At 65.0% G+C, this 26,058-nt stretch carries 20 protein-coding genes and 1 tRNA gene; 6 read left to right on the top strand and 15 right to left on the bottom strand.

The features are described 5' to 3' along the window. Positions 1 to 7: 7 nt before the first annotated feature. The 9 genes from AC5Y49_RS19395 to espM form a co-directional block, all read right to left on the bottom strand. The gene (locus AC5Y49_RS19395) at positions 8 to 1,342 is read right to left on the bottom strand and encodes a PPE family protein (protein WP_499889923.1); all 1,335 of its coding nucleotides are present in this window, start codon (positions 1,340 to 1,342) and stop codon (positions 8 to 10) included. A 44-nt stretch (positions 1,343 to 1,386) separates the two neighbouring features. After that, positions 1,387 to 1,683: a PE domain-containing protein gene (locus AC5Y49_RS19390; protein ID WP_499889922.1), complete on the bottom strand. Its 297-nt coding sequence runs from the start codon at positions 1,681 to 1,683 to the stop codon at positions 1,387 to 1,389. Between the two features lie 132 nt (positions 1,684 to 1,815). Next, complete coding sequence (gene eccCb, locus AC5Y49_RS19385; RefSeq protein WP_499889921.1) at positions 1,816 to 3,591, bottom strand: type VII secretion protein EccCb; 1,776 nt, start codon at positions 3,589 to 3,591, stop codon at positions 1,816 to 1,818. Next, positions 3,588 to 5,822, bottom strand: a complete 2,235-nt coding sequence (gene eccCa, locus AC5Y49_RS19380) for a type VII secretion protein EccCa (protein WP_499889919.1) — start codon at positions 5,820 to 5,822, stop codon at positions 3,588 to 3,590. The genes eccCb and eccCa overlap by 4 nt, the downstream gene beginning before the upstream one ends. After that, positions 5,822 to 7,264 carry a type VII secretion protein EccB gene (eccB, locus tag AC5Y49_RS19375; RefSeq protein ID WP_499889917.1) on the bottom strand — a complete coding sequence of 481 codons (1,443 nt, stop codon included), beginning with the start codon at positions 7,262 to 7,264 and terminating at the stop codon, positions 5,822 to 5,824. The genes eccCa and eccB overlap by 1 nt, the downstream gene beginning before the upstream one ends. 3 nt (positions 7,265 to 7,267) lie before the next feature. Beyond that, complete coding sequence (gene eccA, locus AC5Y49_RS19370; RefSeq protein WP_499889915.1) at positions 7,268 to 8,989, bottom strand: type VII secretion AAA-ATPase EccA; 1,722 nt, start codon at positions 8,987 to 8,989, stop codon at positions 7,268 to 7,270. Next, positions 8,982 to 9,518 carry a YbaB/EbfC family DNA-binding protein gene (locus AC5Y49_RS19365; RefSeq protein WP_499889913.1) on the bottom strand — a complete coding sequence of 179 codons (537 nt, stop codon included), beginning with the start codon at positions 9,516 to 9,518 and terminating at the stop codon, positions 8,982 to 8,984. The genes eccA and AC5Y49_RS19365 overlap by 8 nt, the downstream gene beginning before the upstream one ends. A 22-nt stretch (positions 9,519 to 9,540) precedes the next feature. Continuing rightward, positions 9,541 to 10,383, bottom strand: a complete 843-nt coding sequence (locus AC5Y49_RS19360) for an ESX secretion-associated protein EspG (protein ID WP_499889911.1) — start codon at positions 10,381 to 10,383, stop codon at positions 9,541 to 9,543. Between the two features lie 343 nt (positions 10,384 to 10,726). Next, positions 10,727 to 11,815 (bottom strand): ESX-1 type VII secretion system transcriptional regulator EspM, encoded by a 1,089-nt coding sequence (gene espM, locus AC5Y49_RS19355; protein WP_499889909.1) that lies wholly within the window; start codon positions 11,813 to 11,815, stop codon positions 10,727 to 10,729. A 511-nt stretch (positions 11,816 to 12,326) separates the two neighbouring features. On the opposite strand from espM, the gene AC5Y49_RS19350 reads away from it, so the two are divergent. Further along, entirely contained in the window at positions 12,327 to 12,617 is a 291-nt protein-coding gene (locus AC5Y49_RS19350) for a WhiB family transcriptional regulator (RefSeq protein ID WP_499889907.1), read from the top strand. 129 nt (positions 12,618 to 12,746) lie between these two features. Here the strand turns inward: AC5Y49_RS19350 and AC5Y49_RS19345 are convergent, their stop codons facing one another. Then, the gene (locus AC5Y49_RS19345) at positions 12,747 to 13,625 is read right to left on the bottom strand and encodes an MPT63 family protein (protein ID WP_499889960.1); all 879 of its coding nucleotides are present in this window, start codon (positions 13,623 to 13,625) and stop codon (positions 12,747 to 12,749) included. On the opposite strand from AC5Y49_RS19345, the gene AC5Y49_RS19340 reads away from it, so the two are divergent. Further along, positions 13,609 to 13,830 carry a hypothetical protein gene (locus tag AC5Y49_RS19340; protein ID WP_499889961.1) on the top strand — a complete coding sequence of 74 codons (222 nt, stop codon included), beginning with the start codon at positions 13,609 to 13,611 and terminating at the stop codon, positions 13,828 to 13,830. The genes AC5Y49_RS19345 and AC5Y49_RS19340 overlap by 17 nt on opposite strands. A 144-nt stretch (positions 13,831 to 13,974) precedes the next feature. Here AC5Y49_RS19340 and AC5Y49_RS19335 read toward each other — a convergent pair whose 3' ends face one another. Together AC5Y49_RS19335 and AC5Y49_RS19330 are read right to left on the bottom strand one after the other, a co-directional pair. Continuing rightward, entirely contained in the window at positions 13,975 to 15,846 is a 1,872-nt protein-coding gene (locus AC5Y49_RS19335) for a serine/threonine-protein kinase (RefSeq protein WP_499889905.1), read from the bottom strand. Between the two features lie 231 nt (positions 15,847 to 16,077). After that, positions 16,078 to 16,944 carry a DUF8453 domain-containing protein gene (locus AC5Y49_RS19330; RefSeq protein WP_499889903.1) on the bottom strand — a complete coding sequence of 289 codons (867 nt, stop codon included), beginning with the start codon at positions 16,942 to 16,944 and terminating at the stop codon, positions 16,078 to 16,080. A 322-nt stretch (positions 16,945 to 17,266) separates the two neighbouring features. Here AC5Y49_RS19330 and AC5Y49_RS19325 point away from each other — a divergent pair, with 322 nt between their 5' ends. After that, complete coding sequence (locus tag AC5Y49_RS19325) at positions 17,267 to 18,385, top strand: sensor domain-containing protein (protein WP_499889901.1); 1,119 nt, start codon at positions 17,267 to 17,269, stop codon at positions 18,383 to 18,385. A gap of 14 nt (positions 18,386 to 18,399) precedes the next feature. On the opposite strand, the gene AC5Y49_RS19320 is transcribed toward AC5Y49_RS19325, so the two are convergent. From AC5Y49_RS19320 to AC5Y49_RS19310, 3 genes are all read right to left on the bottom strand, one after another. Further along, positions 18,400 to 20,430 carry a serine/threonine-protein kinase gene (locus AC5Y49_RS19320; RefSeq protein WP_499889899.1) on the bottom strand — a complete coding sequence of 677 codons (2,031 nt, stop codon included), beginning with the start codon at positions 20,428 to 20,430 and terminating at the stop codon, positions 18,400 to 18,402. Positions 20,431 to 20,439: 9 nt separating this feature from the next. Then, positions 20,440 to 21,660, bottom strand: coding sequence for a DUF7373 family lipoprotein (locus AC5Y49_RS19315; protein ID WP_499889898.1), 1,221 nt, complete (start codon positions 21,658 to 21,660; stop codon positions 20,440 to 20,442). Positions 21,661 to 21,976: 316 nt separating this feature from the next. Beyond that, positions 21,977 to 22,059 (bottom strand) — tRNA-Leu (locus AC5Y49_RS19310). A 259-nt stretch (positions 22,060 to 22,318) separates the two neighbouring features. Here AC5Y49_RS19310 and AC5Y49_RS19305 point away from each other — a divergent pair. The 3 genes from AC5Y49_RS19305 to AC5Y49_RS19295 all read left to right on the top strand — a co-directional run bounded on the left by AC5Y49_RS19305 (position 22,319) and on the right by AC5Y49_RS19295 (position 26,024). Beyond that, positions 22,319 to 23,962: an FHA domain-containing protein gene (locus AC5Y49_RS19305; RefSeq protein WP_499889896.1), complete on the top strand. Its 1,644-nt coding sequence runs from the start codon at positions 22,319 to 22,321 to the stop codon at positions 23,960 to 23,962. A gap of 125 nt (positions 23,963 to 24,087) precedes the next feature. After that, positions 24,088 to 24,555 (top strand): FHA domain-containing protein FhaB/FipA, encoded by a 468-nt coding sequence (locus AC5Y49_RS19300; RefSeq protein ID WP_499889894.1) that lies wholly within the window; start codon positions 24,088 to 24,090, stop codon positions 24,553 to 24,555. Beyond that, positions 24,552 to 26,024, top strand: a complete 1,473-nt coding sequence (locus AC5Y49_RS19295) for a PP2C family protein-serine/threonine phosphatase (protein ID WP_499889892.1) — start codon at positions 24,552 to 24,554, stop codon at positions 26,022 to 26,024. Before AC5Y49_RS19300 ends, AC5Y49_RS19295 begins: the two co-directional genes overlap by 4 nt. Positions 26,025 to 26,058: the final 34 nt, after the last annotated feature.

The raw sequence follows: 26,058 nt of genomic DNA, 5'->3' as shown, positions 1-26,058 counted from the left end.
TGGACGACTACCAGTCGTCGCCGTCGTCTTCGCCCAGGTCCTGGGTGAGCGGCGAGGGCGCCTTCAGCCCGCCCTTGGTGCCGCCGGATTTTCCGCGCTGCCCGGTCGGGCCCATCGCGCCCGCGCCGCCGCTGCCGGCACCGACCGGCGCCGTTCCGCCAGTGGCCGATGTTCCCGCGGCCGCACCGACGGGTTCGACGGCGGCCGGCGACACCGGGCCGGCCTTGTCGATCAGACTGGCCATCAGGGGCGTGCGCGGCGCCGAGCCTCCCATGCCGGGCAGTGATGCCGCCCGCACCAGACCCGCGCCGGTGCTGGCCCCCGACCCGCCGGCCAGCGGATGGTTCGAAAACGGACTGGTCCCCATCAGGCCAAGTTGCTGCATACCGTGGTCGCCGGATCCCATGCCGCTGCCGAATTGGCTGACCATCGACGTCACCTGCTGCAGTGGTTGGGTCAGCTGCTGCATCGGACTCTGGAGCATCTGCGGTATTTGGCCGGCCTGCGACCCGATCTGGGTGACCATCTGCATGCCCGACTGCATGAACTGCTGCGGACCATGGGTCAGCTCGTTCTGCTCGGACGGGCGCGCGTTCTGCGCGTGACTGGCCTGGCCCTCCCCCAGTGTCGCGGCTTGGCTGCCCGCGCCCACTGCCTCGCCCGCCTTCAAACCGACCGATTCGGCCAGGCCCTGCGCGGTCGCCCGGGCGAACACCGCGTCGCGGTAGACGGCGCCCGGCGCATTCGCGGCCAACTGGCCCAGAGCCGCGCCCGCCGCTACCTCGGCGACACCCGGGATGACAACCGGCTTCGCCGGCAAAACCGGCTCGAACATCACATTCGTGGTGGTCTCCGCCAGGTACGCGTACATCGTAGCGGCAGCCAGATCCCACATTCGGACGTAGTCCGCCTCGTTGAACGCAATCGGCACGGTGTTGACGCCGAGGAAGTTGGTGGCGTTCAGAACAAAGTTGGTGATGTGGTTTTCCGCGATCTCGGGCAGCTGCGGGGTGGTTGTCGCCGCGGCGGTGTACGACGCAGCCTGTGCCGCTGCCTGCATGGCACGCTTCTGTGCCTGCAACGCCAGCGTCTGAAGCCAAGCCACCATCGGCATCGTCGCGGCCACCGCGCGTTCGCTGGCCATGCCGGACCACGCCCCACTGAGCGCAGACATGCTCGCGGCCAGCTCCAGAGCTTGAGTCTCCAGAGAGATCGCCCATGCCTCCCAGCCTGCGGCGGCCTGCAGCATCGGCTCTGCGCCGGCTCCGGCCTGCAGCCGGAAGGTATTGATCTCCGGCAGCAGCGCGGCAAAATCGATGCCTAACGGCGGCAACCCAACCATGGCGTACTAACTCTGGTCTCGAAGTGACTGCTTCGGCCGACGCTCTAAATCAGCGTGCCCGCGGCACCCTCGTCGACCGCGGCATAGATTGCGGCGGCCTCCGCGTAGGCTGCGCCGGCGCGCGCGAGCTCTTCCTGCGCGAAGCTGTTCAGAGCGCATGTCTGCACGCCCTCTGACGCGAATGCCAGCGCGGCCTGTGCCGAGACTTCGTCGATTCCGGCCGGCATCAGACTCGTCACCGCCGCCGAAGCTGTGGTGCCAGCGGCCAGTCCGCGGGTGCCATTCGCGACAACCTGCGTACCGATCGCGGCGATGGCCGGGTCGACTGCTAAGGGTTGCATTTCAAATCTCTCCTCACCTTGTAGCGGACATCCACATTCACCGTTATGGACGACCGCGCACCATTTCAGGCTGGGATTTGACACCCCTCGCGCATCAGCACGTCCTACGGCGTTGAAGTTGTCGAATCGATCCTAACCGCCGTTAGAGGGTGGTGCAGACACTTCTTCTGGAGGGTCGATATAGACCGCTTGGATGACTTCTTTAGCGTCCGGCGCCACCAGAAACGCCTGGCCAGGAGGTCTTTTTTTGACTTTAATCTCGCTGGACGGGAACTCTTGTTTGTCACCGGAGAGAAATAGGGTGGGCGATCCCGACCCGTATGCAACACCGACAAACCTGTCCATGGTCGCTCGGGCAGCCTGGCTCATTTGACACGTGACAATTACGTGCAGCCCAATATCCGCCGCCGCAGGTAATAGCGGTCCCAGCGGCGTCATCGGCGGGACTCCACCGGCAGCTGCCACGATCATGTGCCAATCGTCGACCAACAGCACGATGTCAGGTCCGCTCCACCACGACCGCGCACGCAACTGTGCGGCAGTCAAGTCGACGGGCGGCAATCGCTTTCGCAGATTGATCGCCATCGCTTTGATGTTCTCGTCCAGTGATGCGGCGTTGCGGTTGATGGCCCCCGCGTCGAGCAGATGGGAATCCGGTACCGCGTCCAGCAGTCCGGAGCGGTAGTCGGCCACCATGAAACGCACCTGATCAGGACTGTTGCGGGCACAGATGGCCTGCGCAACGGCGTGAGCGATACGCGTCTTACCCGACTTCGCAGCGCCAAAGATCAGCAAGTGCGGGGTGACCTGCATGTTGTTGTAGGCCACCGAAAGGTCTGCCTCGCGCAAGCCGAGCGGAATCATCCACCGGGCGCGGTAATCCGCCTCTGGCCCCGGCGGGTTCGGATCCAGTTGGTGCAGATGGATACGTTCGGGCAGCACCCTGACCTCGGGCGCCTGTTCGGTGTGAAGGGGAGCGATTTGCTGCACTGCCGCCGACATCGCTTCGACCAGGTTGTCGGCGCTGTGCACACCGTCGATCCGGGGAACGCCGATCATCAGGTGGTGCTTTTCCATCGAGATCGCCCGGCCGGGACGGTTGGCCGGGATCTCGCGGGTTATGCGGTCGATCTGGGTTTCGTTGGTGTCGCCGAGTCGGAACTCCACCTTGGTGCCGAGATAGTCGCGCACCCGGGCCTTCAGTTCAGTCCAACGTGGCGTGGAGATCACGGTGTGGATGCCGAAGGCCAACCCCTGACCGGCCAGGTCTTGCACTATTGGTTCGAGGTCGGGAAATTCCCCGACGAACGCCGGCCACCCGTCGATGACCAGAAACACGTCGCCGAAGGGATCGGATGCGGCGGGATGATTCGGGTCGTCGCGCATCTGCCGATACGCCGCGATCGAGCCCACCCGATACTGCTTGAAGATGTTTTCCCGTTGGCGCAGCACGGCTTTCATTTCGGCAACCATGCGGTTGACCCGGTCCGGCTCGGATCGGGTCGCCACCCCGCCGACATGCGGCAAGTCTTCGAGGTAAATCAGCCCACCGCCACCGAGATCGATGCAATAGAACTGCACGTGGCGCGGCGAGTGGGTGGCCGCAGCCGACAAGATCATTGTTTGCAGAAATGTCGACTTGCCTGTCTGCGGGGCGCCGCCAACGGCGATGTTGCCGCTCGCTGCGGAAACGTCGATGCCCCACACTTCCTGACGATGCCGGCGCGGCTCGTCCATGACCCCCAGGCCGAATCGCAGCGGTTGCCGGATGTCACGCTCGACGAGCTCATTGACCGGGGTCGGATCCATCAACGGCGGCAACCACATTCGATACGCGATAGCTTCACCGGTGCCAAGCTGATCCAGCACCACCTCACGCAGTACCCGCGGTTCTTGTTCGATGCTCATGACGTCACCCCCGGGTCGAAGATCGGCGCCGCGGTGAACCGGTGGATGCGCACATCTCGCCTGCGCTGCGGGACGCCAGGCGCTTCACCGTTTACTTCCCCGTCAACGTCCATGGCGGGAACGTAGGGCGTACCGGTGTAGACGCTCTTGAATTTGACCGGGTCTTCCATACCGACCCGCAGGAACCCGACACCGCTTTCCTTGTTGGTAATGTATTGCGCTTCGGGCGTTCCGATCACCTGCTTGGATTCCGCCGAACTAGTGGTGCGCAACGCGATGCGGTAAGTCAGGTTGGGCTCCAGTTTGTCGATGCGCGCGCCACCGGTGTTCAGCGACTGGGTCGCCAACAACAAGTGCACCCGCAACGAGCGGCCGACACGACAGATCCGGTCGAACAAAGCGATGAAGTCCGGGTGGTTGGCCAGCAGCTCGGCGAACTCGTCGACCACGACGAAAAGTGTTGGCAGGGGTCGTAAGTCAGCTCCGCGCTCCCGGTGTTTCTCGTACTCAGCCACACCGGATAACGCGCCGGCAGCGCCCACCTGCATACCGGCCTGGCGCAGTATCGACTGCCGCCGGTCGAGTTCGCCGGTCAACACCTCACCCATGCGGCTGACAAGCTCAGCCTCTTCCTCCATGTTGGTGACAACCGCGGCAGTGTGCGGCAGTCGTTCCATACCCAGGAAGGTGGAACCACCCTTGAAGTCGGTGAGCAGCAGGTTGACCTGGTCCGGATGATGCGTAGCGGCCAGCGACAGGATGAGGGTGCGCAAGAACTCCGACTTGCCCGATCCGGTAGTGCCGATGAGCATGCCATGCGGTCCAGCCCCGAATTCCGCACCCTCTTTGATGTCCAGGCACATGACGTCGCCGGTCCTGAGCTCATGACCGAACGGGATTCGCAGTCGGTCCTGGTCGGTGTCGGCGAACATCCGCCAACGGTTCGGCAGCACCTCTTCGACGCCCTGGGCACCGACCAACTGGTGCCACTCGGTCGACACCTTCTTCTGGACTCGAGTGGTCTTGTCGATGATGGTCCCGGTGATGGACCACCCGGCCAGCTTTCGGGCGAGACGAGTGGCTTGTGCCGGGGACATCCGGTCGGTCACCGACGTCACCTGCCGGAATGTCTGGTTAGGAAGGCGGTCGTCCGCGGTGCCATCCTTGTCGACCCGAATTCGGTACGCCGACCGGTGATTACCCAACGTGATGACCGTGACGCCGGCACGGCCGTCCATCGGGAAGCCCGCCGTGCCTCCAGTCAAATCGATGACCACGACGTAGGGTCCGCCGGGACCCGCATCCGGTGTGTGCGGGCCGCGGGCGGTCAAATCGCTGAGACCGTCTGGCCGGGTGAAGATCAGCCGAGTCGTCCCGGCGGCGTCGGTGTCGGTCTGGTGCTGGAGATGCGGGAGCCATTTCACCCAGGACCACTCTGGGTCCTCAGGGTCCTCGGTGAGCACCCGCATCTGCAACAGGTCCGGTGGATGGAATACGGCCAAGTGGCAGATCATCGCTCTCAGCAACCCGGCCGCGCCCTCGGGATCACCGCCGATCGCGATGGTGGGAAAGGTGCGCAGCTGAACCAGTTTCGGGCAATCGTGGACAAGTCCGTGAGTGCGCAGGAACTTCAACACCCACATGTGGCTTACGGGTTCGAGGTGCGGCTGGGGCGCCGCGTCGGGCCCCGCCAGCTCACCGCCGAGTGCAGGTTTCAGCAGCCGGTCCACCGCCGGCTCGGAACCGAGTCCGATGCGGGTCGCCGCGTAGAAGTCGGCATTAGCCGGCCGAGACCACTGCCGGTGCGTGCCGACAAGCGACAGTAGATCGTCGGGATGTGGTGCGTGGTAACCGAAGAACGTGACCTGTGCGCTGGCCGATGAGGTCACGCGGGTTCGTAGACCGGCCAGGTAGCGCAGATATTCCCTCCGGTCGGCGTTGATTTCAGGAACCTTCTTGCCGCCCGGACCACCGCCGGCCATGAACCCCACCGTCGTCATGATCATCATCAACGGCATCATCAACATGTACGGTGAAAGCTGCCGGACGCCGGTGAAGACCATGATCGCGATCATGCCCAGCATGCCGCCGCCCATCACGTACGGCAGCATCTTCTGGATGCCCGAGGCCGGAATCTCAATGCCGAGGTCTTCCGGTGGCGTGACAGTGATTTCGCCGGGCGTCAGGCGTGGTCCTCGCTTGACGGTCGGGGTGAACTTCTTGGTCGTCATCAGCCGCCTCGGGTTTCGATTTTCCGGGGTTTCGGATCCGGGGGCAGGGTGTCGTGCTCCAGGAGTGCGGCCTGCTTGGACAGCACCGGCCCGTCTACCAGCAACCGCACGACAGCCCACGGCGCGTTCTTGGGCGACGTCAAGCCCAGATACTTGGCCGTTTCTTCGTCCGGCAACCCATACCGCACACCCTGTGGATCGATGTAGTACAACGCCTCACCGTGCTTCGGGTCGGGAGACTGGAGACGCACATACTTTCCGCCGTCTGTGAAAACTGTTGTGGTTCCCTCGATCTGCTTGATGCCGGTGCGCATCGCCGTGGGTGAAATCGGCAAGTGGCGGCCGGTGAGCACAGCAGTTTTGGCGGACTGGTCGCCGGGCTCACGCTCCCACGACCAGCACAGCACGGGCGCCTCCTGCCGAGGCAGAATCTTCAACGGTTCATCCGGCAGAGGCGAGCCGTACACCCGCTCTGGAATCCTCGCGACCAGGCTCGACTCGATCGACGGGGGCGCGATCAGCCCATAGGAATTGGTTGCGCGTAAGGCCGCTGACGTGGTCGCGTTCACGCGGGCGACACCGTCGGGCAGCACCACGAACTTCTGCGGACCCGTCTCGCTCTGGGTTTGAAACACTGACCCGATCACTAGATTCTCCGGCAGCCCAAGAGAATTCGGCGCGCCCGCGGCGGGGATCGGTGGCACCTGCCAGGGTCCGGCGTCGGGAATCGCGTTGTACACACCTTCCGACATCGGGGTCGCCCTCGCGGTGACGGGTATCCCTACCGCCGAGGCGACCGCGCGGTCGGTCAGATCGATGACGTGGCGACCGGCTTTGCTCACCACCCATTCCCTGCCTTGATAGGAGGCGATCAGCGCCTGATTGGGCCGCACCGGACCTATCGACGCATCGGTAACCAAAGGCATGGCTATCACTGAAGTCTGGACGGCGGGAGCAACACTCTCCGGGTTGGCGACGGTGTCACACAGCGTCCAGTCCGACGAAGCATCTGACGTCACCGGGGTGGCGTACGGGGCGCCCGGGATGCCGATGCGCTGGCCCTTGGGCATCTTGTCCAGCTCGCTGGACTTCACCGCGTGCGGGTTGCCCGAGCTTCCCAGCACCAGGCGCGCCGAGGTCAGGTTGTAGACGGGGTGCAGCTCTCCGGTTCCCGACATCACCACATAGAGCTGGTTGGTGGTGCGGTCAACGAGCAGACTGTCCCCGCTTTGCCGGCCAAGCGGCTTGAAATACGCCAGCAGTCCGGCACCGACCCCGATCAACACCGCGATCACGATGCCGAGCCCCACCGCCCGGCTGTAGAACTGCAGCGGATCGTCGAACATGCGGGTGTCTCGCCGCACGATGGCGTGCTCTACGCGCCGCAGCAAGAACCGCCAACCGCTGACCTGAACCTTGGTGGTGAGCCGAAATCCCGCCATCTGTCACTCGCCGATGTTGAGCCGTCGGTGCACCGAGCTGATCGCCTCCGCCATATCCTGGCCGTTGACTTCACGCAGCCGGTCCACGTCCAGGGTTTCGAAGTCGACTGCCTGCGTCAGGCGCATATCCCGGTACTGCTCACCGGACTCCACGAGTTGGCGCGCGTAGCGACCGTTGCCGGCGACGTCGAGCGCCGGCTTGTCGCCGACTGTGCGCTGACTGAGCAGTTTCGCCGCCTCCAGCAGATGGTCGGCGGCATCGGTGCTCAACGCCGAATCATTTGCGCTGGCAATCACTTTCGCGATGTCGAGGATCTCTTCGGGCGAATAAGAGTCGAACTCGATCCGGGTCGCAAAGCGCGACCGCAACCCATCGTTGGCTTCCAGCAGCCGGTCGATGTCGGAACTGTAGCCCGCGATGATCACCACGAGCCGGTCGCGGTCATTTTCCATCCGGGCCAGCAGGGTGTCCAAAGCCTCGGTTCCGAATGGATCAGCGCGCCCGTCGCGTTCCTGAACCAGGGTGTAGGCCTCGTCGATGAACAGCACACCGCCGACGGCACGGTCGATGGTCCTGGCGGTCTTGACTGCGGACTGTCCCTCGTATTCGGCGACGAAATCCTTGCGGGAGGCCTCGACGAGTTTTGGTTCAGTGATGACACCCAGCCCGGCCAGGATGTTGGCCACCACGCGGGCGATGGTCGTCTTGCCGGTGCCGGGGGGTCCAGCGAAGATCATGTGCTTGCTGGCCTGCGCGACCTTCATGCCGCGAGCCGCGCGCACCTTAGCCATCTGGGTGGCGGCGCGGTACCTCTCGATCTGCTCTTTGACCCGGCCCAGTCCGATCTGGCGGTCCAGTTCGGCTTGGGCTTCGGAGAGCAGCTTCTCCTGGCCCGACGTGTCGGCGACAACGCTGGAGGGATCCCAGGGGTCTTTGCGAGCCGCGATCTTTTCGGTGCTGGTCGGCACCAACCGGTAGGACGGATCTTTCAGCGCCGCAGCGACTTTGGGCTCGGGGTAGTTTGCCTGCAGCCACTCCAGCAGTGGCGTCGCCGATTCTTCATTGCCTTGTCCGCGCCGAATCATCGCCAGATGCCAGGCGATCACTCGCCCGCATGCTTGCCCCGCCGGCGAGTCGTGCATCTCGGTCAGCCGACGCTCAGCTTCGCTGAACAGCCCCAGGTTCGCGGAGGCGACTCCGTGGGCGACCCCGGCGGCAGCAGCCAAGAACTTGTCCGTCCAATGCGGAGCGCCCCTGACCTCGTCGATCACATCGGTCCAGCGTTCGGCCGCGCCATAGACGACTGCCTTGGCCCACGACACCAGGTACTCGGCACCGCTGGACGGCGTGGCTTCCAATGCCTCCATGGCATCCGCATAGTTGCCGGCTGCGGCTTCACTCGCGGCGAAGCCCAGCGTGATCGCCAGCGGCGAATTGATCGGATAGGTGATGTCGCCGTACAGGCCGCCGATCGGGATCCTGGCGTTGAGGGTGGTCATCGAAGTCTCACCTGCGCCCGCCAACCGGCCAAAGTTCATGCGCGAGTACCACGCCCGGAACAACGTCACCCGATCCGTATCGCCGCACCGGATGCGACCGATCCACGCATCGCAGGCCGACTCGTCATAGCTGGTGATCTCAGTGAACAGTTCCAGGGACCGCGCCGGCGACATGGGCAGCATGTTGACAGCGCTGGCGAACAGGTTGGCCAACTGCTCAGTCATGATCGCTCGCGTATCGAGTCGCAAAAACCTGTGCTGCGGCTGCGGTCGCCTCTTCCGGCGAGGGCAGCCGCAATTCGCGTGCCAGGAAATCGCGCGTAGTCGCGTTGTCTTGCCCGAGTTCACGCATGGCCTCAGAGATGGACTCGTACTGGGCGGACCGGGCCTTCTGCCGGGCCAGATCTGCGATGACGAGTATCTCGTCAGCCAGATGTGCTTCGGTCATGTTGGTCACTTTCGCCGTCAGTTCAATCCCCTGGATGTGTCCATCCATAAACGCCGACACTGTCACCGTCCCCGCTGGGTTGGTCACTGTGAACAGCGGCGATTGAAGCTCTTCCTCTTCCACGCCAGGGGCAGCGATCGCATCCCAATCCCCGCCCGCATCCGTCGTCTCATCACTCGGCAGATAATCGTCGAACACGCCGAGCACGGACTCCTCACCGTCGTCATAACCAACGGAGAAGTCCAATGCGGCTAGATCGTCGCGATCGTCGTCGCCGTCTAGTGGGTATGGCGGAGTGCCATCCACCGTGTGTCCTTCCTGATTCTTACTACGAGTACTCGGCCGGGGTGGGCTCGAACCAGCTTCCCGACGGCAGGAATTCGACCAAACCGTCGAGGGCCCGCTGCAGATTTTCCGGTGTTCCGGGAAGAAAGCTGCCGTACAGCTCGCCGTTGACCCGCCGAGGAAGCGATACCACCCTGCCCTGCCGTGAGTCCGCGACTCCGGCGGCCAAGTCGGTTTGCGTCGACGTGCCGCCGGGGTGGCGTTCGCCGGCCGTAATCTCCACCCAGCTGGTCGGGTTGGCGATGATCTCTGCATAGACGCGCGCCGAAGCGGGCGCGACGCCGTACTGCGCGATCTGGCTTGCGGTCGTGCACTCGGCCAACTTGCTTGCGACTCCGGTGAGCGGTTCGACATCGGCGGCCGACGCGGGTCCCAACACGGTGGTCACCATCCCGGCCAAGCCGATCTGCGGAGCCACCAGCTGCAATACCAGCATGTCGCCGTCACGGGCTGCGACGACATGGCGTTCTCCCTTGCGGCACAGGACGAAACGCACCATCGTGCCGTCGTTGACGTCGCGGCGCCACCACCGCGCTTCCAGTGTGCGGTCCGCCCTGCTAAGGGTGTCGACCATGGCCGCGACACTGGGATGCGGCGCACCATAGATGTCCAGCACCCCTTGATCGGTGAGGTCGCGCCGCACTTGATCCCAGACGAGCTCGCGCAGTTCCAGTTGGGGGATGTTGGGTCGGATGGCGAGCGACACCGGAAAGTCCACGAGGCCGAGCCGGTCGGCAATCACCAACATGCCGTCGATGGTCACCTCGACGCCGACGACGTCGCCGACGTCGCCGGAGGTGCGGTCCGTGGCATAGGGACTGGTCATCGTCTTCCTCGTTTACATCTGCCGGTCGACATCGACTGAGAACAACGCGCCACGATTCGCTGCCGTCACGCGCTGTTCGCCGCCCATCGGCAACTCCTATCTGGCTGGCAACGTCGTTCTAAACCTACTGCGTTGTGGCTGCGTCCACGCGCTGGATGGTAGAGATGCAGCTGCGCGGCCACACTTCCGCCCGTAGCGCCCGCCGGCGCGCTCACCCGGTCTGAAATCACCGATGTCGCAGGTCGACCAGCGCTACATATCGACCCACAGCCGAAATTTTAGTGCCACCGTGACAGGCTGCCGCGCACAATTTCCGGCGACCGATCAGCACTCCCAGCGACGGTCAGCGCCAACTGATCTGGTCGACCAGCGATGCGATCGCAGCTGCAGTCGCGTTGGGCAGCGCTTCTTCCCGCTCCGCGGCGACGATCATGTCCTCCGCCACCCCCGCCGCCTGCGCGGTCTCTGTTATCGACAGGTTGGCGCGGCGCCGCGCGGCATACAACCGTTGCCCCAGCGTGGCGGCGGGCGCCGTCGCGCCCAGCATCATCAGCTGGTCGTAGTGATGGCGCACTGTGCTGAGCGCTTTGATCAACGGCGGCGTAACCCGGCCGATCTGAGTGGCGCGGACGGCGACCGCCTCAACGCGACGCAGGTCCGCCAGGATCGGCGCCGCTGCGCGGGTGAAGTCTGGATGCTCGACCGGTGGGAGGGCGGCGATAGCGAGGTTGCAGCTGTCCACGGCCGCAATCACCGCATGTGCGATCAACGGCACCTGGTCGTCGCCAGAGAGGACTTCGGTGACTTCTTCACCGGGAACCGACCCGCCCTCTCGGATCCGGGCGATAGCACCGGGCGGCCAGCGCAATACCTCTTCGAGCTTGGCCCTGGTCCGCTCGCGCGGCCAGCTACGGCCCTTTTCGAAAGCGATGAGCGCTCCGGCATTAATGACCCCGTCGGCGGCGAGGCTGCGCTGACTGATGTCGAGTTCGCGGCGGCGAGCCGCGGCCGCCGCGCCCGCACGGACCACCCCTGGGTCAAGGTCGTCGATCCGCCAGGTACCGGTGACGTCGAGGTCCTCGCCCTCATTCGACCGCTGCTGGTCGATGCCCTTTGACGGCACCACAACTTCGAATACCAGCGCCTTGCCATCGCTGGCGCCGCCCAGACGGACTGTCGTCCGATCCGCGATCGTTACCGACCTTGTCGGCAGTCCGTCAACGAACATCCCGCTGGAGCCGTTGTCGACTACCCGCCACTGGCCGTCGGTTGACTCCACTTTCAAGGAGACCCGCCGGTCATCGATCTGCACACTGTCCTGAGGACTACTCCCAATCGTCACGACGCCGCGCCCGGGTCCGATCGCATGAGACTTGTCGCCGTCGTGAACGATCAACAGAGCTGGCTCGACAGTCGACTCGACGTTGGTCATCTCCGGCGATTCCTTGGATTGAGTTGGCAGTGGCGTTGGCTCGACCGCCAGCCTGATCTTAACCGTTGCGGGCTAGCGTCCGCTATGGCTTAGCTACGTTTCTTGGTCACATCGGAACGTTAGCGCCAGTCGGCCCTGGCCCTTTAACTGTGTCGGTGCTACAGCCCGGCGGATGGGAAAGCGTCGCAAACAGCAGCGCTTCCGCTGCACCCAGACCACTGGTTGCCCGGCGTATCCAGCGCGGCAATCGACCCCGCCTGCGTCCCTCGGGCCAGCGCTGTGACCTGGGCTGATCGCACGTCGGCCCGCGACCGAGCTGCTAGCTGGCCAACCCTCACTCGGTGGTGCTGGACCCGCGCATGCCTGCGTGACGGTCCTGGTCGGTTCTGTAAAGCAGAGCACCAGCTGCAGCATCCGATGTAGCGCTTTCTGTTGCATCGCTACGGTTTATGCTATACGCTTCCGAATCAGCAGCCGCGAGACTGCGGCACTTACCGGAGGAACCAGACACATGACCGCAACCGCTCTCTACGAGCTTCCGCTGGGCGCATGCACACAGGACCCCGAGCGTTGGACAACGGCTGCCGATGATGAGGCCAAGACAATTTGCCGCGGCTGCCCGCGTCGGTGGCAGTGCGCCCGAGAAGCCTGCGAACTGCCTGGCATAGAAGGACTCTGGGCAGGAGTCGTAGTTCCGGAAACCGGCCGCGCGCGGACCTTCGCGCTGCGCCAACTGCGCTCCCTTGCCGAGCGCAACGGTTACCCCGTGCGAGAGCGGCGAGTCGCGCCGGTTCCCGCGTAACCCAGGCTGGCGCCGCCGCTGCAGGTTCGAGGGGTGGCTGCGGGGCGCCCAACATAACCGACCCCTGCGGATCGTCGTATCCGCAGGGGTCGGGCTATTTATCGAGTCGGTTGGAAAAAGGGCGTGCCCTTAGCCCGCGCCCTGGCCGGCAGTTCCAGAAGTTCCCTGGCTACCGGCCGGTGTCGCCTGGCTGGCGCCAGGAGTTGGGTTCGCCGGGGCTCCACCGGTCGCGTCTGGGTTACCGCCGGTGGCAGGTGCCTCGGGGGCGCCTCCCGTAGCAGGTGTTCCCTGGCTACCCGGGGCCTGACCGGCCGCCGGCGCTTCAGGACTACCGGCCGGCGCGGGCGCCTCAGGGCTGCCGGCTGTGCCGGGCGCCGCCGGGGTGCCTGCCGTACCAGGCGCCGCCGGGGTACCTGCCGTACCCGGAGCCGCTGGGGTACCTGCCGTACCAGGCGCCGCCGGACTGCCTGCCGGTGTCGCCGCGCCACCAGTGGCCGGGGGCGTCCCTTGACTTCCGGTAGGGATCGGTGTGCCTTGACTACCGCTGGCGGGGGGCGTCGACGGGTTGCCGGCGGGGGCCGCTCCGGTATTGCCAGACTGAGCAGGCGAGGTCGAACTACCGGCAGCCGAAGTGGTGCCGCCACCCATCCGGCCCTGCGGTTGCGACTGCACCCACGAAGCTAACTCCCGGCCACCACCGTCTGTGTACACCACCGAATTCGGGCTGTCCCCGGTGACGTCGAAATAGATTTTGCCGCTGGTCTTCTGCCCCTGTGCAAGCCCGGCGGGATTGACGCCCTGCGGCGTCGCAGCCTGATACAAGACTCGGTAGGTCTGACCACTTGCCGAATGGGCGTTGAAGTTCGAGACGACGGGCGTCGCTCCGCCCTGAATGGCTTCATCCGTGGCCGTGGCTTCCCACAACGTACCGTTCACCGGAAAAGAAATGGCATCCGAGCTTGGCTTAAGGTCGCTGACGGTCCAGCCCTGAATGTTCGTGCCATTCACGACTTTTGCCTGGCTACCCAGGCTTTGGGTGTTTGCGACATCCGCGGCTTCATCTGCAGAGGCAATCGATGCGCCGGCGATGCCGAAGGCACCTGCGGCGGCAATGGCTGCTGCTGCAATTGCGGTGGTGGTAATGATCTTCAAGGCGGTTCACTCCCCTATCGTCTTCGTCGTCTTTAGCGGCAGTGCTGCGACGGATTGCTAGACAAGCACTGGCACATTATGCCCATTCTCTGGAGCCTAGGTGTCGCCCGCGCAAATTAACACCCCTGTGTTCTACCACCCGGTCCGTAGTACTGCACCGCGATTGCATTCGCCTACCGCATTCGGCCAAGGGCCGTGACAAGTGTCAGGAATGGGATGTCCACCACGAATACAGCTGTTCGAGAGTCGGCCCCTGTGGCTCCGTCTGCACGACGCTGACGAGCAACGCATCGTCATTGGTCCACACCACCGAAGGTAAGCCTTGGTGCGTCCCACACAACAACATGCCGCTGGGTTGGTCGGGGGTGGCGTTCCGGTGCCAGGGCCCCGGGGATTGGATTCGCCCGGGGCAGTCCACGGGGGCGGACGTCCGGACGATTCTGTCAAAAGCGGCGCGGACCGCTGCTTTATTGGGAAACAGTGCGTACGTTGCCGACGGTGGCCCGTCGGGGTCGGCGTTCGGGCCACACGCAGCCTTGGCAAAGGCGCCCTTCGGCGGAGGGATCGGGTTACAGCTACCGGGTGCGTAGCCCGGGGGCAACAGGCTGAATAGCTGGGCTTGGGTCTCGGCCGCAGGCGGTGTGGACACCGGCGGCGTCGACGCGGTCGGCGGCGAGGACGTCCGTTCGGCGGCGGGTGGCGGGGGCGGAGCAGCCCCTGACGGCAGCAGCAGCCAGATGACCAGGCCGGCGATGGCCACGACGACCGCCACGGCCATGACACCGACGCGCCGCCTGGGCTTCCGTTTACGGGGCATGGGCCGGCGCGGGGACACGCCCGGCGGTGGTGCGCCGAAGTGTCCGGGCCAGCCGCCGCTTCCATGCGGTGGGAAAGGGGGTGCGTTCCGCGGGCCGTCGCCGGCAGGATGCGCGGGACCTGCATGGCCCCCGCCGCCACCCCAGCCGGGACCACCGGATGGCGGTGGTGGTGTGTGTCGCAGCGGCTCAGAGCCGCCGGGGTGGTGATACGGCGGGCCGGCCGAAGGCGGCGGCGTCGGAGACGGTGTGCGTCCGGGCGGTGGGGTTGGAGAAGGTACCGGTCCAGGCGCTGGCGTGGGAGTAGGAGCACTGGCGGGCGGGTGCAAGCGCTGCGTGGGCAGGGTGGCTTGCTCAGTTTGCTGTGTCGGCAACGTGGCTTCTTCGCTGCGCTCGACGATGTCACCGGCACGGTCTTGATCCCGTGCACTCAGTGCGTCATTGGCTGCCTGCGCCAACTCGCCGGCACTCGTGTAGCGGTCCTTGGGGTCTTTGGCCATTCCACGCGCAATCACCTCGTCAAAGGCGTTCGGAATCCCTGGCCGCAGTTGGCTGGGGTGCGGGATCGGTTCCATCAAATGCGCGGTGATGAGCATTCCGGCACTGTCGGCGCGATACGGCGGCGAGCCGGTCAGGCACTCGTGCAGCACACAGGCCAACGCATACACGTCGACGCTGTGGGTCACCTCGGCGTTGGTAAAGCGTTCCGGCGCAGCGTATTTCCAAGTTCCCACCGCGCTGCCCGCCTGGGTCAATTTTTCGTCGGTGGTGGCGCTGGCAATTCCGAAGTCGACGAGGTACGCGAAATCGTCGCGGGTGATCAAGATGTTTTCCGGCTTAATATCGCGGTGTATCACCCCGGCCGCATGGGCCGCGTCCAATGCAGAAGCGGCCTGGCGCACAATGGCGACCGCCCGTGGCGGCGTCAATGCGCCCGACTCGTGCAACACTGCGGACAAGTCGGTGCCTTGTATCAGGCGCATGTCTAAATAGAGGAGTCCGTCGATTTCGCCATAGTCGTGTACCGGCACCACATGTGGCTCCTGCAAGCGGCCCGCGGTGCGTGCTTCTCGCTGCAAGCGCTCACGGAACACGGGGTCCTGGCACAGTGCCGGCGACAGCAGCTTCAACGCCACTACCCGCTCTTTTACCGTGTCCTCGGCCTCGTAGACCTCGCCCATGCCGCCGCGGCCCAGCAGCCGCTTGAGGTAATAGCGCCCAAACTGTGACCCCACGCGCGAACCGTGCGCGGCGTCGCTCATCGCCGACTCCTTAAGCCAACCCGCGACCCCGCCGGCAGCGGCGAGGCAATCATCCGGCAAACCCACCGACTGCGCCGCCAGGGTGCGTCAACTATGACGGTAATTCCTCGCCACTTTGGTCACACGGTAACCGTAGCAGCCGTTCTTAGGTGGCCAGTCATGCTTGGTTAGCACGATAAGTGCAGGCGAGTCGGAGCGGAAATCGGTGCGTGCGACGACCCGATCTTGGCGTTACGTCAGCTCGTTGCGGTGGCGGCCCAACTCTAGGTCGGGTTCCCCGTCACGGCTCGCCTGACGCCCGGCGTCGACTCGGCGCAGTCTGACGTCCGTGGGTTCCTCGAGCTGTCTGCTGCGCCACCGATTCCGGATTTCCTGCGTCGCGTGCTTGATCCGGTCGATCTCGCTGCGGACATCGTCGGGCCTGGTCTCCTGACTCGCTACCTGGAAGTAGGTCAGCACGCAGCGCAGCAACTCGAGCTTCTGCTTTTCGCGCTTGGCCAGGTCGTGCGTCGTCATCAGATCGATCCGCTGCACCGGGGGTAGCGTGCCCCAATCCAGGACAATCTTCGTTTCGATCGGCTTGCGTCGCCGCGCTTTGAATTTGCGCCACCGCCCGCTCGGCGCCGGACTGTCGTAGTAGGTGGCAGTACCGGCGAAGCGCGAAGCTATCGCGCCGCCCAATTGATGCCGGTCGAGTGCGGAATCCCAGACGGTGCGCCATTCCTGGCCTGGCGCCAGCTCAGGCAGTTCCTCTGGCAGGTGGAGTTCGGTGATGTCGACCATGCCCTCGTATGCGTTTTCATACTCGGCCACGGTGGGCGGGTTGCCGAATTGGAACTGGACGTCGTATGCCGTTCGCTGACCGAAATTTCGGACTACCAACTCCACCAGATGCCAGTCAGCCGCATGGGGCTCCATGAACATGGTGACTTGCGGGCGGTTGTCCTCGAAGCTCAACCTCCGCAGACGAGACAAGTGGTATCGCACATAGATCAGCGCAACGAGCGCGATAGCGGCCATCACCCAGAGAGCCAGGCCCAGCCACGCGGTGGCCCCGAAGTCAGTCAGGTCATGCCATCGGTCGTTAACCCACCCCACCGAAACCACCTTCCGCCGACATGCCCGCTCGGCCCCAGCCCTGCTCGCTGGACGTATCGCCACAAGTACGGTGCCGGCTGCCGACACGCTGCATCATAAGTGACTTCTGCGCACGAGTTAAATTCGCATCTGCGCCGCAGATTTGGCGGTTTTAGCAAAAGAACTGCAGCTGGCACCACCCTTTCGGTTTCAACGTTTGTCGTACCCCTTGTCGGGTGCACGCAATTGCCAATTGATGCCCTGCCGGCCTGACTCGCCACACCTGGATTCGGGCGGCGAATTCTTCGATGGTGTCCCTGGGGAATGAGGCAGGCTAAGCGTGATGAGCAGACACGACGAGCCCGGCGAGGGCGAGGAGACGGTGCCCCGACCCGCAGGCCCGCGCCCACCGCAACCCGCTGGCGACGAGGGCGAATCAACGGCGTTCATCTCGCGGCATCCAGGTGGCGCAGGCCTCCAGGCGCCGGGTGGCTGGCCCGTACCGCCGTCGCCGATGCCCCCACCTTCTCCCCCAGGACCGCCGATGGCGGCCGGCTGGCAGGGCGGCGCCCCGGTGCCGCCCCCGCCTGCACATTGGGGCAGTCTCCAAATGCCGCCGGGCGGCCCCCCGCCCTGGTATCCGCCCCCCATGCCGTCAGTGGGCGCAGCTGGGTCGGCGCGACGACGAACGGATGTGCGGTGGTGGATCGTCGGGGCCGCGGCTGCTGTCGCGGCTGTCCTCGTTACCGCGGTGGTGGTGACCCGTAACGGCGATGGTTCCAGGTCTCCGGCTACTCACGCACCGTCTTCCTCGCGACCGAGCGCCGCGGGGACGGCGCCGCCGAGGCTGCCGGCCCGGCCCTCGCCTTCGAAGCCCCCGCCGCCGCCCGCCGCTCCGGTTGACGTGGCGGCGTTGCCGGGTCTGCTGTCCTCGCCGGAGGAGATCGGCCAATTGGTCGACAACGTCACGATGGAGCCCAGCGCGGTCGATAAGGCACCGGCCTCGGGACTGTCAGTGACACCGGCCCACTGCGCCGGCGCGGTGGCGCCGGTGACCGAGGCGACCTACTCAGGGTCGGGGTACTCGGGGTTAGCGGGGCAAGCGCTAAATGCGACGACAGCCCGCGTGATCCAGGGCGTCGTCTCATTCGTCGATGCGGATTTCGCGAAGTTCTTCTACGACACCCAACTCACGCAGTGGCGGGGCTGCCAGGACACCGACGTCACGGTGGCCTACTCCGGTGGTGACAAGACCGATCAGGTGCATCTTGGCGCGGTCACCGAATCAGCGGGCATGGCCAACGTCTTGATTGTTCCGTCGGTAGCAACCACGAATCGCCAGTGTCAGCGCGCTTTGACCGTCCGCAACAATGTGATCGTCGACGTTCGGGTCTGCTCACCGAATCTTGACGACGCCGGAGTGGCGCTGGCCCGCAGCATCGCCCAGCGCGTCCCGGGATAGCGCCGATAGATTCCTTAACTGCTGCTGAGGGTGGGGACGAACTTGGCGTCGAGGTACTGGGTCGCCAGATAACCGCCGGGGTCGGCCAGGGCCGCGACCGTGTCGGGGTCGTCGGCAATGACCATTCTTCCTCGGTAGGCAGCCAATTCGCGGGGTAGTCCGGCGGCTCCCCCGCCGCCGGCAGCGCTGTCCGTGCGCACCACGACCAAGTAGTCGGTGTTGATCAGGTAGAGCTTGGTGGGGTCGGTTACGGGCCGCTCCGAATTGGTGTCATTGGATTGGCGGCGCAGTGTGTCGCTGTAACGCAATCCCAGTGAGTCCAGGTAGTCGGCGGCATTGGACGGAGTGATCGTTTGGGTGACGCCGAAGTTTGAAATATTCACGATTGACACGGTTTTCCCGACCAGATTCGCATGCTGGTTTTTCAAATCGGTCTGTTGGGCGCTGACACTATTGATGAGCTTTGTCGCCTGCTCGTCGTGGCCGAGGATGCGGCCTACCCATTGCAGTTGGGTCTGCCAGTTCCACAGTTGATCATCTTGCGGTCGCGTGATCGTCGGAGCTATGGCGCTCAATCGTTGATAGGTGGCATCGTCAATGTTGCCGGTGGCGATGACGACATCGGGTTTGGCGGACTTGATCGCGTTGGTGTCGACGAAGCCCAGCACCGGCGGTGAACCGGTGATCTTGTCCTGTTCCCAGGATGGCAGCGACCCATTGGGTGTGACGATAGCTACGGGTTGCTCCCCCAACGCCAGTACGGCATCGGCATCGCCAAACCCAACGGCGGCAACGGCTTTGGGTTGCTTACTGATTTCGGTGGTGCCGTGCGCGTGGGTGAAGGTCTGTGCCTGGTAGGCGGGTTTGGAGGCGGCGCGCGGCCACAGCATCACCGCGGCCACCGCGATAACGGCAATCAACGCAGTCAGCGCCGCCGGGAAAGCGAGCCGGCGCAGCCCGTCTCGGCCTTTGCCTCGTCGGGGTGGATGGCCGATCGAGGGGCCGCCAGGTGGCAGCGGGGGGCCAGGAGGCAGGTGGGCGGGCCCACGGGCGGCCGGACCTTGGGGACCGCTGAAGAAGCCGGTGGGGTAACTCGCCTCGTGATGAAATGCCGGTGGCGGCGGCGATGCGGGACGTGGCTGCGGCTGAGTCGGGCCGGTTCGCGAGGTGGTCGGCCAAGGCTGGGTGGATCGCGGGATAACGGCGGTGCTGTCTTCAAGTGCCCGGGCCGCCGCCTCGGCAACCTCGCTGGCTTTTTGGTACCGAGCCGCGGGCTCTTTGGCCATCGCTTTGGCGATGACATCATCGAGGGCAGCGGGCAACTCTGGGATGAGATCAGTGACCTTCGGCGGCGGCTCGGAAAGGTGCGCGGCTGCCATTGCGGCTAGCCCCCCGGAGCGGCCCGCGTAAGGGTTTTTGTTGGTGAGTAGTCGGAACAGGCTGCAGCCCAACGAGTAGATGTCAGCGCGGTGGTCAATGTCCATGCCGGTCAATGCTTCTGGCGAGGCGTAGGCGATCGACGCCATCACCATTCCGGTGGCGGTGAGGTGGGCTGACTCGTCGAAGGCCCGCGCGATGCCGAAGTCGGCGAGGAAGATGCGTTCATCGTCGGGGGCGAGTAGGAAGTTGGCCGGTTTGACGTCGCGGTGGATGATGCCGCGGCGGTGCGCGTAGTCGAGGGCCTTCGCGACTTCCGCGATGATGTGGATTGCCCGCCTGGGTGTCATGGCGCCGGCACGTAATTCCCGGTCGGCGTCGGTACCCGCCACGTATTGCATGGAGATCCACAACTGGCCGGCGTCGGTTTCACCGCGGGAGTAGACCGTGACGATGTTGGGATGATCGAGGGTGGCGGCCAAATCTGCTTCGCGGAGAAATCGTGCGCGAAATTGCGGGTCGCGAGAGTACTCAAGGCTAAGAACTTTTAGGGCATCGCTGCGCGGCAGGACCAAGTTAGCGGCCTTGTAGACCGTACCCATCCCACCGGACCCTAGTTCCGTCTCGATCGTGTAGCCGGCGATAGCCAAACCCTCGCTGAATACCATTGGCCGCCTCTACTTTCCGACCAGGAGGATGTATTGGGCGGCCATCTGTTGGTGCGCGTCACGAAGTTGAGCGGAGGTGACTTCGACCGCGTAACGGCCGGCGGCCGCCGCGCAGTAGTAGGACTGGTTACCGCCGAATTGCAGGCAGTGGCTGGCTTTCAGGTTGGGCACCGGGTCGGCGGCTTTGCCCATGGGCTGAGCTTCGGTGTAGAGCGCATTGGCCAGCGCGGTGGCGGCTGCGGGGTCACGGGCTTGATAAACCCAATCCAGGGGGCTGACGGCGGCGTCCATACCGGTGTCGGCGAATGCTTTGGCCGAACCCAGGGGGTCGTACTGCAGGTGCGCGGCCCCGCGCGGGCCCCACGTACCGTTGGACAGCACGGTGGCGTCTTTGTCGGCTATAGGGAGCGCCTTCGCCAAAACGCCGCTGGGATCTCTTGGCAGCTCGGCGAATTGGGCTGGATCAGTCGGCTCGAATCTGTCGATCAGCGGCCCTTGTAAGTCCAGCGCAGTGCCTACTAGCGCCGCGGCGGCTTCGGCGGCGTCCGTGGTTTCGACCCGCTGGTAGAGGACGTAGGGGCCGCGCGCGGTGAAAGATTTCACCGTGCTCCATTGCTGGCCATCGGAGCGAGGCGCGGTGTAGCTGCTGGCGGCGGCGTCAGGATGGTCGGGGATGGGTAGCACCGCCGCTGGGGTTGGTGTCGGCAGGGCAAGCGCTGCAGCATTCATGTCGTTGGCCGCGGCGCCGGCCGAGTCGGGGTCGGCCAGGCGGATGACCGCGTTGTAGAGGACGGTGTGGTTGGTGTCCTCACGGGCCACGACGAAACCGTTGACGTAGTTGTGTCGGCCGCAGGCCTGAGCGATCTCGTCCGGCATGATCTCGGCGAGCGCGCCGGGATCGGACTTGAGCACCATGGCCCCGGGGGAGAACCCGAATGCGTGGCCAGTGACGATGGCCGCGTCGACGTCGGAGGGGTCGATCACAAATTCAGCCATCCGCTGCGCTTCAAGGATCGACCCGGATGACGGGCTGCCGGCCACACCTAATGGCGGGCGCGGGGTGGTGGGGTAGTTGCCGGGGTCGAGCAGAGAAATGTCGATCGCTCCGGGAGGCGGGCCGCCGGGAGCGCGTACGGCCGCCCCGTTCACGACAGTGGTACAGCCCCCGACCGACAGGCACACAGCCACCGCGGCCAAGGCGCCGGCCCGGCGGATGATGTCGTTCAGCATTGGGCAGACCTCACGTCCTACCGCAACCCGGCTAAGAGTCGCTGCAGGCCGGCGGCGTGGGCCTCAGGTAGCGCAGCGCCGGTTTCGGCTGTGCGAATGTCATCGCAAATAAGGTCGACGAGGTCGGCGGCATCCTCGACCGTCAATTCCGTCGGCTGTCATCGCCACATCCTAAACCGTGGTGGCGCTACAACTGGCGGCTAGATCGACCGTCAGCGCGTGCCATGGCCGGACCGCAGCTACTGGCGCAATTCACAGAAGACCCCGGCCGATGGCCGGGGAAACCTGTACGCGATGACTCGACTCATCACAACGGTGGGCGAAGGGGGACTTGAACCCCCACGTCCCGAAGGACACTGGCACCTGAAGCCAGCGCGTCTGCCATTCCGCCACTCGCCCTGAACGACCGGTGGAGCCTACCACTCTAATAGTCAGCCGCCCCAACCGTCCTGATGCTCAGACAAGGCCGGCTGCAGGCGGACAGCGGCACACAAGTACCGGCTGACCAGCGTCGACGCAATTCTCAGAGATCTGGCGGTGCCGCAACGTTGCGGTGGACCGATAGCATGATGAGACGAAGGCGATGATGCAGCGCGCGGGACGGTCATCGTCTCCTGCGGCAGCGACATATAAGGACAAGCAAGGCAGGCGCTGGACTATGAACAGCCAAAAGGGGCTAGTTCAACGTATCGAGCGCAAACTCGAATCCACCGTCGGTGATGCGTTTGCCCGGGTATTCGGCGGGTCGATCGTCCCGCAAGAGGTTGAAGCCATGTTGCGCCGTGAAGCAGCCGACGGTATTCGGTCGCTTCAGGGCAATCGCCTTTTGGCTCCGAACGAATACATCATTACCCTCGGTATGCACGACTACGAGAAAGTGGGCGCCGACCCGGATCTCACGTCGGACACCTTCGCTAAGCATTTGGCGGGATACATCGGCGAACAGGGATGGCAAACGTATGGTGATGTGGTTGTCCGGTTCGAGAAATCAGCGAACCTCCACACCGGACAGTTCCGCGCCCGCGGCGCTGTCAACCCCGATGTGGAACCCCGCCCGACTGCTAGTGATTTCGCCCCGCCACAATCAGATCATGCGTTTAGCGCAGAACCAGGAGTACCAATGACTGAGAATTCGAGCTATCGCGGCGGCCAGGGGCAGGGGCGGCCCGGTGACGATTACTACGACGACCGCTACGGCCAGCAGCAGGATGACCCTCGCGGCGGCCAGGATTCCCGGGGCCCTTACCCACCGGAGTCTGGCGGCTACCCGGACCAGCGCGGTTATCCGCCTAGGCAACCCGATCAGGGCGGTTACCCCGATCAGGGCGGTTACCCCGATCAGGGCGGTCCCCAAGACCAAGGCGGCTACCAAGAGCAGCGCGGCTACCCGGACCAAGGGGGCTACCAAGGCCAGGGCGGCTACCAGGACCAGGGCGGCTACCAAGATCAGGGCGGCTACCCGGACCAAGGCGGCTACCAGGGCCAAGGCGGCTATCAGGGCCAGGGCTACCAAGGCCAGGGTGGTTATCAAGAGCAGCGCGGCTACCCGGACCAAGGCGGCTACCACGACCAGGGCGGCTACCAAGGCCAGGGCGGCTATCCACCTTCTTATGAACAGCGTCCGTCCGGCGGCTATGGCGGCGGGCAAGGCTACGACGCCGGTTACCGCCAGGGCGGCGGTGGCTACGGGCAGCCTGGCGGCCAAGATTACGGCGACTACGGCGATTACGGACGCGGGCCGGCTCGTCACGACGAAGGCGGCTATGGCCAGCCTGACCAGCGGGCGGCCTACCCCGATCAGGGTGGCGGCTACGAGCAGGGCTACCAGGGCGGCCCTGGATATGGCCGGCAGGACTACGGCCAGCCCGATTACGGCCGCTATGGCGACGCCGGTTCCGCCGGCGGAGGCTACGCGCCATCGGCGGGCGGATACGGCGAGCCCGCAGGCCGCGACTATGACTACGGCCAGGCGGGTGGTTACGGCGGCTACGGGCAAGGTGGCTACGCGTCCTCCGGCACCGCAGTCACACTGCAGCTCGACGACGGTAGCGGCCGCACCTACCAGCTCCGCGAAGGCGCCAACATCGTAGGCCGCGGCCAGGACGCGCAGTTCCGCCTACCCGACACCGGCGTGTCACGTCGGCATCTGGAAATCCGCTGGGACGGCCAGGTCGCGTTGCTTTCCGATCTCAACTCCACCAACGGCACCACCGTCAACAACGCGCCGGTGCAAGAGTGGCAGTTGGCCGATGGCGATGTCATCCGGCTGGGCCATTCCGAGATCGTCGTCCATATCCACTGAGCGCATAGGCAGGTGAAGCTATCCAGCTTCACCCCGCGTCAAGCGCGGTCCAAGTATCGTGACGTTGCTGATGTGCTCGGCATCGCGGCGCGAAGAGCGCGGCGCCAGGACGGAGAGGACGCCAGATGCAGGGTCTAGTACTGCAGCTGACGCGCGCCGGGTTTTTGATGCTGCTCTGGCTGTTCATCTGGTCGGTGCTGCGGATCCTGCGGACGGATATTTACGCACCGACCGGCGCCGTCATGGTGCGACGGGGCTTGGCGCTACGCGGCACCCTGTTGCCCTCGCGACAGCGTGGGCACGCCGCCCGCTACCTGGTGGTGACCGAAGGGGCGCTGGTGGGTGCGCGTATCACGTTGAGCGGACAGCCGGTGTTGATCGGACGCGCAGACGACTCCACCCTGGTGCTCACCGATGACTACGCTTCGACGCGGCACGCGCGGCTATCGCAGCGAGGCGCGGAATGGTACGTCGAGGATTTAGGATCGACCAATGGTACTTACCTTGACAGGGTGAAGGTGACGACGGCGGTACGGGTTCCCATTGGCACGCCGGTTCGAATCGGCAAAACGGTGATCGAGTTGCGCCCGTGACCCTGTTCTTCCGCTATGCGGCTCGCAGCGATGTCGGCCTGGTGCGCTCCAACAACGAAGATTCGGTCTATGCCGGCGCGCGGCTGCTGGCACTGGCCGACGGCATGGGCGGTCATGCCGCCGGTGAAGTGGCGTCCCAGTTGGTGATCGCTGCACTGGCCCACCTGGACGACGACGAGCCCGGCGGCGATCTGCTGGCCAAGCTCGACGCAGCAGTGCGGTCCGGTAACTCGGCCATCGCCGCCCAAGTCGAAATGGAGCCCGATCTCGAGGGGATGGGCACCACGCTGACGGCAATCCTGTTCGCGGGCAACCGTCTTGGGTTAGTACACATCGGCGATTCACGCGGTTACATGCTGCGCGACGGCGAGCTGACCCAGATCACCAAAGACGACACCTTTGTCCAGACCTTGGTCGACGAGGGGCGCATCACCCGCGAAGAGGCGCACAGCCACCCGCAGCGGTCGCTGATCATGCGCGCATTGACCGGTCACGAGGTCGAGCCCACACTGACCATGCGCGAGGCGCGCGCAGGCGACCGCTACCTACTGTGCTCGGACGGACTCTCCGACCCAGTCAGCGAGGAGACCATTCTCGAGGCGCTGAAGATCTCCGACGTCACCGACAGCGCTGACCGCCTCATCGAACTCGCCCTGCGCGGCGGCGGCCCGGACAACGTGACTGTGGTGGTCGCCGACGTCGTCGACTCCGACTACGGTCCGACCCAGCCGATTATCGCCGGTGCGGTATCGGGAGAAGAAGACCAGCTGACGCGGCCCAACACCGCAGCAGGTCGGGCATCGGCCATCAACCCGCGCAAGAGCGTCGTCAAACGCGTTCTGCCACAAGCAGATGCATTCATTCGTCCGCGTCGGTCGCGGCGACGGATGGCGATCGGCGTCACGTTGGTGGTACTGCTGATCCTTTCGGCGTTGGCCATCGGCCGCCAGGTCGTCTACAGCAACTACTACGTCGCCGCCTACAACGACGACGTGTCGATCATGCGCGGCGTCCAGGGTTCGATACTTGGCTTTCCGCTGCATGAGCCGTATCTCGTCGGTTGCCTCAACAGCCGTAATGAACTGTCGCAAATCAACTATGGCCAAGCCAAAAGCAACCTCAACTGCCGTCCGATAAAGCTGTCCGACCTGCGCCCGTCAGAGCGCGCGCAAGTCGCGGCGGGGTTGCCGGCCGGGACACTGGATGACGCCATCGCGCAGCTGCACCAGTTGGCCGCGGGCTCGTTGCTGCCGCCGTGCCCCCCGACGCGCGCCACGTCGCCATCCTCGCCGACGCCGCACACCCCGCCGACCACCAGCCGGACAACAGCACCGAGCACGCCACAGCACGGCGCGCCGAGCCCCGAAGAACCTACGGAGGGTTCGTCGCCGACCACGTCGGCATCCACGTTGACCGCGCTTCCCCCACCTCCCCTCGAGCCAGGCAGCGATTGCCGGGCGGCGGCATGACCCAGGTCGACGACGATGCAGAGCGCCCGGGGCA

The organism is Mycobacterium sp. NGS62, assembly GCF_059812285.1.
This window is presented reverse-complemented; position numbering and strand designations above follow the sequence as displayed.